Source organism: Vibrio sp. V10_P2A27P122 (assembly GCF_963874335.1).
GTDB lineage: Bacteria > Pseudomonadota > Gammaproteobacteria > Enterobacterales > Vibrionaceae > Vibrio > Vibrio anguillarum.
Map to the genome: position 1 here is coordinate 1 of NZ_CAWNHY010000059.1, position 7808 is coordinate 7808.

At 46.6% G+C, this 7808-nt stretch carries 5 protein-coding genes; 1 reads left to right on the plus strand and 4 read right to left on the minus strand.

The window, feature by feature from the left end; genetic code table 11:
- A partial coding sequence (locus tag AACQ17_RS03520) for a hypothetical protein (protein WP_240507662.1) occupies nt 1–459 on the minus strand: 459 nt, incomplete at its 3' end.
- A gap of 337 nt (nt 460–796) precedes the next feature.
- Between AACQ17_RS03520 and AACQ17_RS03525 the strand changes: the two genes are divergently transcribed.
- Nucleotides 797–1999 (plus strand): iron-containing alcohol dehydrogenase, encoded by a 1203-nt coding sequence (locus AACQ17_RS03525; RefSeq protein ID WP_094148082.1) that lies wholly within the window; start codon nt 797–799, stop codon nt 1997–1999.
- Between the two features lie 68 nt (nt 2000–2067).
- On the opposite strand, the gene AACQ17_RS03530 is transcribed toward AACQ17_RS03525, so the two are convergent.
- Genes AACQ17_RS03530 through AACQ17_RS03540 form a run of 3 tightly spaced genes read right to left on the minus strand, consistent with a single transcriptional unit; the run spans nt 2068 to nt 7451 of the window.
- Nucleotides 2068–4872, minus strand: coding sequence for an Hsp70 family protein (locus tag AACQ17_RS03530; RefSeq protein ID WP_094148084.1), 2805 nt, complete (start codon nt 4870–4872; stop codon nt 2068–2070).
- 48 nt (nt 4873–4920) lie between these two features.
- Entirely contained in the window at nt 4921–6819 is a 1899-nt protein-coding gene (locus AACQ17_RS03535; RefSeq protein ID WP_094148086.1) for an Hsp70 family protein, read from the minus strand.
- On the minus strand, nt 6819–7451 hold the full coding sequence (locus AACQ17_RS03540; RefSeq protein WP_026028849.1) for a DUF2760 domain-containing protein: 633 nt from the start codon (nt 7449–7451) through the stop codon (nt 6819–6821). Before AACQ17_RS03540 ends, AACQ17_RS03535 begins: the two co-directional genes overlap by 1 nt.
- Between the last annotated feature and the right edge of the window lie 357 nt (nt 7452–7808).

The following is a 7808-nucleotide window of genomic DNA, read 5'->3' on the forward strand; positions in this document are numbered from 1 at the left end:
ATCAAAAGGTTCTTTAGGAATGGCAGGATAAAGTGTTTCGACCTCTTCTCTGGCAAAGGCCATAAACTCTTTCTTTTTCCTCTTGTTATACTCTTGGGCGACATTATTGTAGTTGCGGATCCACTCTTTCTTAAAGCGAAGCAAGGCGGGCTCGGCTTTTTCTAAAGGTAGTCGAGAGAGATAAACGCGCTTATACGAGATTTTGCGATCAATCATCGTTCGCATACTGGTTTGAATGTAGGTACCGTGCTGCGTAATGGAAATATCGCTCTCATCAAACAGATTCACACACCAGCCCTTAGGCCAAAAGTCAGCCTGTTTATACTGATTATTTCTAGCGGTTAATACTTGATGAAGCACTAAATCAGAAGTGCCTTTAAAGGTTTGCTGCCATGTGGCTATGCGAATTTGCAATGAACCAGGCAAGCGATAGACATTGGTAAACTTATCTTCGTTCATGACTTCTACAGTAATTGGTTGAATAAAATACAATTTTTGAATGCCATTTGAGTACAGGGAATGCACCTCAAAGACGAAAGCCAAACGACGTGTCGATTATTTTATGACACATAAAATTATGTGCAGAGTACTCAGCTAATGATTTCAATTATAAGTATAAAAAGTGAGCGAGGTGGATTTTACAAGGTTTGCATTAAAATGCGAGCTTAAGTTGGCGTTAAATCTAATAATGAACAGCGATTATTTGCCTTATCTTGCAAAATTTGACTTTCTAGGTAGAGATAACTCGTTGTATTGCCTAGTCTAGCTAATAGAACTTCACAACTCGAGACCAATCATGGAGATCAAGTACCAGCAGTGGCAGCATAAGCTATACATGAAAGTGCTCAAATTGGCCGCAGCGATTCTGCCCATCTCCAAGCCAACCTTGTTTATTGGTAAAGAATCGCTCAAGCAACTCTGTTATTCGGTTTCTTTGATGGGTATTGAACGCGTGCTTATCGTAACAGACCAAGGCATTGAAAAGCTTGGTTATGTAAAAAAACTGACCTTTGAGTTTGAGCGCGTTGGTGTCAGTTGTGTGGTGTTTAACCATGTATTGCCTGATCCTACTTATGATCAAGTTGAAGCCGGCCTCCATCAGTATCGATTGGAGAAGTGCCAAGGCGTTGTCGCTATTGGTGGTGGCTCTTCAATCGATTGTGCAAAAGTGATCGCCGCTTGTGCTACTAACCGCAAGTCGATCAAACGTTTAGTGGGGTTGTTAAAAGTATGGAAAACACCTGCGCCGCTGTTTGTGATCCCAACCACGGCAGGTACGGGCTCTGAAGTGACCGTCATTGCGGTGGTTTCTGACCCTCAAACTCAGCAAAAAACACCGATTACTGACCCGAAACTTGTGCCACTTATTGCAGCGTTAGATCCGATGCTGATGATGGCCTTGCCTACTCATATTACTGCGCAAACGGGGTTGGATGCACTCACGCATGCAGTGGAAGCCTTTATATCGCGTAATGCTACGCCAGAGACTGATCGCTATGCTATCGCTGCGGTTAAACTGATCCACGATAACTTGGAAAAAGCGGCGTTCTTTGGCCAAAATTTGACGGCGAGACAAAACATGGCACTGGCCTCTTATTACGCTGGACTTGCTTTTACCAAAGCCAGTTTAGGGTATACACATGCCATCGCCCATGCGGTTGGGGCGAAATACCATTTCCCGCATGGCTTAGCGAATGCGGTTGTGTTGCCACATGTATTGGAATACTCCAAAGAGGCGGCGAAAGATAAGCTGGCTAAACTGGCTGACGTACTCAAAATAACCGATCCACATTTGACCGATTCAATGAAAGCGGACGCCTTCATTGGGTATGTGAAAGAGCTCAATCACACACTGCATATACCTACACAGTTACAGGGGGTCATGCCAGAGCATATTCCAGAATTGGCCAAACAAGCTTTTCGTGAAGCGTTTTGGAATTATCCAGCGCCAAAATACATGCAGCAAACGGATTGCGAAGTGATTTTTAGGAAATTGTAATCTACATTCAGCGTTATCTTTGACCGCTCTCGTCATCATAGCAACGAGAGTGGTCAAATTAGGTCGATTCATTTTTTAAGCAGTATCAACCCACTTGGCAGAGTATCACCGAAGACACGTTTGGATTCGGTGTCAGACAGGTCATGCACTTCATTAACCAAAGTAAACCAAGTTTCTGGAACCTTACTCTGCTTTATCTTGGCTAAAACGAGCTGACGAACATCATCGCTAATATCAAAAAGACGATCTCCTGTCTTGCGACACATCATTACCGCGGCAAAGGCAATCATCGGTTCTTTTTGCCAGTTTTGATCAAGCAACTTCGGTAACCATTGTTCCACTTGCGCTCTTGGGATGACTGAATGTTGACTACCATACAGTAGCGTCCGAGAGGTTAACCGCCCAACGGCCCACCAGTGTGCTTGTTCACATTGAGTTTGATTAATCGCTTTGTTCAAAAACCACGTGGCAAGTAATACTTTATCTTCCACTTCTAGATGTTCCAGCGAAGCGGCAAGCCGTACCATGGCTTCGTACCCTTTGTCGTGCGCTTCTTGAGCTGATTTTGGATTTTTGATTGCGCTAGGGTGAAGATACTTAGCGATATCTGCCAGAATCGTTTCTTGTTGCTCCTGCCTCAGTCCGCCAGCAATACGCCGCCAAAATACCCACCAATCGCTCCAGCCTTGATGATTTTGGAATTGAATACCTTGTTGATACAGATTCCACATCTGTTCCATACGCCAAGGATCAGTTGGGTCGCCAAATCCTGGTCGCAGGGCAAACCCAGCCAGACGCAACCAGTTTTTCTCGTGTTGCTCTGAGCGACGTCGACGTTTACGGCCTTGAGAAAATGCATCAAAGAGCGGTCGTAGCGTGGTGAAATCCCATTCATCACGTGGCCCTAAAAGCTTATCTAAATCTTTGCCAAGCGTTTTTATGGCTTGGTTATCAGAGGCTTTTTTATTGCCACTATAAAGGTGTGTGATGAGCGAAATCGCCTCTGACAAGCGAGGATGACGTTGGATTTCACTGTCTGACTCACTGTGCTTGCGAACTTCAAACTCAAGTTGCCATCGGTTTTTTTCGTCCTCAACACTGACACATTCAATCTTAAGCGTGCCGACTTCAGTTAATTGACAAGCCAGTTGAACTTCCACTCGTTGCTTTTGGTTAGCATGCAATAGAGCAGCATCATTTCCTTTTAACGCCGTTATATAAGGAGGCAATGGCGTAAAAAGCTCATGTTCAACAGCCAATAACAGACCATTTTGAACGCGGCGATCAGCAAACATATCGTGGGTTGAGGTCAGGATGTTAAAGCGTACTGGTTCACCTAACGTCAGTGAAAATCGACGGCTGGTTAAGCGTATCTCTTGTCCTTCTTCGGTGCCTTTAGCCAAGACACACAGAGCATGTCCCGCACTGTTTTTTTCAGACAGGTGTAAAAAATAAGAGCGTGCCGATCCACCGCCGATTTTAAGCTGTGCACCTTGGCGAGCTTTACCATACGCGACAGCACCGAGTGCGACTGCCCAATCAGGGTGAGGATTATCAAGCAGGGTGATCGGTGAACCGCGCCAATCGGTCAATAATTGAGTGATGCGCTTTGTGATAAGCTCACTATTAAATACGCCGCCATTAAGTAGTAATCCAACTGGAATGGCCGTTGCGTTTGACTCTTGCTTGAGCGCAAGGCGAGAAACGGCTTGGTGTTCAGCTAAAAATTCAGCAATATGTTTACTCACGGCAGGGTCGGCTGCGTAGGGCAAACCAAATTCCACCACTGCACTGCGGCGTTTATTTGGACGTTCTTGTACCGAGCAAAGTGGGAAAAAGCCTTCCAGTGCAATCTCATGCACCTCTTGTTTCGTCAGGGAAATGCTTTTTGCTGCGCCTAATAGCTTTGAACCACTGCCAAGGAGCGTAATTTTTAGCTGCTCTGGGGCTTGGTTTGATAAGAGTTGCTCTTTGACTTGGCGAGTTTGCTGAATTAGTTTGCTCAAACTGGCGGCGGTTAATTTTTTCGAACCGTCAAAGCGTTGCTCAGCTAGATGAGCTAATGCTAAATCAAGGTTGTCACCTCCGAGCATTAAGTGCTCGCCCACGCCAATTCGGTCAAGAGAAAGTTGGCTGTCTGCGCTGTGTTTCGCTTCAATTAAACTGAGGTCTGTCGTACCACCGCCCACATCACAAACCAAGATCAAAGGGAGTGATTGCAGTTGCTGTGAGGCACAATGGCGGTGACGTGCGTACCAGTCATAGCAAACGGCTTGTGGCTCTTCAAGTAGTACAATTGAGCTTAAGCCAGCCAGTGTTGCAGCTTCGAGGGTGAGCTTACGAGCCGTTTCATCAAATGATGCCGGTACGGTGATAATGACGTTTTGATCTTCAAGTCGATGACTTGGATGACGGTAGTTCCATGCTTGCCGGATGTGATTGAGATAACTGGCGCTGGCAATCACAGGGGAAACTTTCGCCACATCGTGAGCGCCTGCCCACGGTAAGATGGCTTGCTTGCGATCAACCCCTTGGTGGGAGAGCCAACTTTTCGCGCTGGATACTTGTCGCCCTTCTACTTTTGCACCTAAATCTCTTGCCCATTGGCCAATAATTACCTCTTTGCTATCGCCCATAACCGGTTCAATTTGCCAAGGGAGCGATAGGGCATCAGGTGCGATCTGCCCGTCGGCTGGGTGATAACGAAATGACGGAAGGAGTGGTTTTCGAACCACTTCACCGGGGCCAATCAATTGGTCGACCTCAAAAAGATGCACGGGTGAGTCTTCTAGCGATTCGGTGATTTCACAAAATGCCACCACAGTATTGGTGGTGCCTAAATCGATACCGACGAGAAAGCGAGGAGAAGACATGGAGGCTCCTGAATTTCAAAAACGGCATCCGAAGATGCCGTGTGGGGATTATTGAGTGACTTGAGGATCTTCACGCACATCGAACTCAACGTGCCATGTTTGGCCGTTGTCGGTCGCAATGGCTTCTAAGTGAAGTGTCCCGAGTTCTGTGATCGTTGAGGCTAAGTGAACCGGAACGACTTCGCCTTGTCGACGTCCTTCAGAAACAGGCAAGGTGACGTGGATCTCGGGCAGCTCTACAAGTTCTTCTGGAGCCCAATAATCTAAGTGCATGCCAGCTTCGTCATCGCGGCGTATTGTTGAACCAAAGAATTGAAAATGCACAGGCTCACCAATGACCAATCCAAACTCTTGGCTTGGTACGCGGACACTGCTTCCTTCTTCCATGCCAAATGGAGCGACGCACAAGGCTTCCATCGGCGGTGCGATCCCCGGAATGGCAGGCATAGCACTTTCAATACCGACGTAATAACTCGAGGCAATGCCACCGCGAATACGCACACCTTGTCCACGACGAACTGCGCCGTAATACGCTGCGCCACATGCGACGGCTAAATCAAGGTCTAAGCCTGTTAAGCGCTTCATCTGTGGTGCTCCCACAGTGCTCAACCAAGCATTAATCGTGCTGAGAAGACGGTTTGCTAATAAATCGGATTTTAACACGCCACCGTTTAGTAAGATGGCGGTCGGTTTGATAAAATCCATCTCCGGAGCTTCGCCCATACCGGGCATGCCAGCAAATGGGTTATCATTCAGAGCGGATTTTTCTAGAGCGGATATGTCGCCACCCATTGCATGGGCTTGTTTTGCCAAAAACGCGGCGATATGGCGGGTAATTCCAGCGTCTTGCGCGTAGGGAAGGCCCATTTGCGTTAATGCGCCACGTGCTTTTTGTACGGGATGATCAGTGATATTTACTTGTGGGAAAAAACCATCGACCAAGGTTTGTTGCACTTCTTGTTGAGTCAATTCGGTTTTAAGCGTTGTACCGAGTAGTTTTGAACCGCGACTTGGTACCACAATCGGTACGGAATTTAGGGCACTGTCATTAAGAAGCGCCTCTTTGGCATCTCTGCAAGCGTGCGTCATTGCTTGCACTTGCCAAGGGGCTAATTCTTTACCTTCTTGCACCAATTTCATTTTTAAACGGTAAGCAAGGGCAAGGTCCATGTTGTCGCCGCCGAGCAAAATGTGCTCACCAACCGCAATCCGATTGAGCGTTAAGTTACCAGCGTCTTCAGTCACTTCCACTAAGGATAAATCAGTGGTTCCCCCACCAATATCAACCACGAGAACAATGTCACCCACCTTGACTTCATCGCGCCACGCATCGTGGCTATTATCTATCCAACTGTATAAAGCCGCTTGTGGCTCTTCAAGCAGCGTTAATTGCTCAAAACCAACGTTGCGTGCTGCTTCAGCGGTTAAATCTCGGGCGGCTGGATCAAATGAAGCGGGTACTGTTAACGTGACATCTTGTGTAGCTAAGGGGAAGTCAGGGTGAGCGTGATCCCAAGCGCTTTTTAAATGCTCTAGATAGCACTCAGTGGCTTTTAATGGCGAGATCTTTTCCACTTCATCGCTGCTACCCACGGGTAAAAATGCATCACGTCGATTGATGCCACCATGACATAGCCATGATTTGGCACTGGCGACTAAACGAATCGGTGTCTTACTGCCAAGGTTGCGCGCAATGGCACCGACTAAAGCTTTTGGCTCGGCCGACCAAGGCAAAACGCGTGCGGCAGGGCTCATCTCATGTTCATGAGGCTGGTATAAAAACGAGCCTAATTGATGACGGCTTTCAACCGTACCGGGCGCGGTAAGTTGAGGGATGCTCATTACTGAAACGCGAGCGTTTTCATCCTGTGTATCAACATAAGAGAGCACGCAATGTGTTGTGCCTAAGTCAATACCAATACTAAATTTTGGCGCTGTCTGTTCCATTACAATTCAACCTCGGCAGGTGCGATGATTGAAGCATCATATTGTTCAGCCAATTTAGGCAAAGTGATAGCCGTTGCTTTCCAACCTTTATGGACTAAGGTGCCATTAAAGGGTGCTGAACCCGTCACATTACCCGTTAAGCGAACTTCTTGCGGGTTGAAACCAGCTTCAATGGTAATTCGGCTTTCTTCATCTTCGCCGCGAATGGGCGTGAGTTGAATATAATCTTGTAGGACTTTTTTGCCACCGGCGTGGATCACGCGCGCCGCGGCTCCGACTTCTTCATCTGAAAAAGCGGTGACATCTTCATTTAAGAAGTCAATCAGACGAGCTTCTTGCTGCATTAACGACAAAAGTTGTAGGGCGGAATCGGTTGGCGCTGTCGCTAATTTAGATTCGACTTCAACTACGCGCTCAATCACTTTTTCTACTTCTACGATTTTTTCGACTTCAACAATCGTTTCAACCGGCTTTTCGACTTCGACAATTTTCTCGACAGGTTTTTCAACAACTTTCTCAACGACTTTTGATTTGCGTGATACCACAATGAGAAGTAGCAAAAGGCTTGATGCACTGAGCCCAGCATGCAGCATATCAAAGGTGGTAGGGATCATATTTAAATCGAAGTTCATCACAATTCTCTTTACACAATGAAGTAGGCGTGGGAATTCTCGTGAGCCTACGGTGAATAGACTTAAAAATAGGGGCGCAGCTTACCATATTCAAGGCGAATACAGGATAGAAAGTCCGCATCATCACGTTTAAGCTAAAGTGATTGCTTGCGTTTTGAGCAGTATCAATCATTAATTCTCTATTCTGGTTCAACTTTAAGATTAATTGGTTAATAAATTGGTGACTGGCTATTGATTTACCTACTTTTATAAGAGTAATTTGAGTCCTGAGTCCTGAGTCCTGAGTCCTGAGTCCTGAGTCCTGAGTCCTGAGTCCTGAGTCCTGAGTCCTGAGTCCTGAGTCCTGAGTCCCTGTAT